The following is a 298-nucleotide window of genomic DNA, read 5'->3' on the forward strand; positions in this document are numbered from 1 at the left end:
GATGTAATTCTAAAATGTCGCGACCACATCCAGGAATGGCTGAAAGGAATAGGGTTGGAACTGAAGGATACCAAAACCCACATCACCCACACATTAGAGGGTGACAACCCTGGATTCGACTTCCTGGGATTTAACATCCGGCAATACAGAGTCGGAAAATACAAAACCGGGAAAAACACATACGGTAATCCACTAGGTTTCAAAACCATCATCAAACCCAACAAAAAAGCCATCAAAACCCACTACGAGAAACTTAAGGAGATAGTAGACTCCCACAGAGCAGTACCACAAGAGGGGT

General features: G+C 44.3%; 1 pseudogene. It reads left to right on the forward strand.

Features of this window, described 5'->3' with window-relative positions:
* Window positions 1–54: 54 nt before the first annotated feature.
* Window positions 55–298 (forward strand): annotated as a pseudogene (locus LKK83_RS07125) (group II intron reverse transcriptase/maturase); the annotation flags it as partial.

The sequence above is a fragment of the Phormidium sp. CCY1219 genome (assembly GCF_035615515.1).
In the GTDB taxonomy this organism is placed as follows: Bacteria; Cyanobacteriota; Cyanobacteriia; order Cyanobacteriales; family Laspinemataceae; genus CCY1219.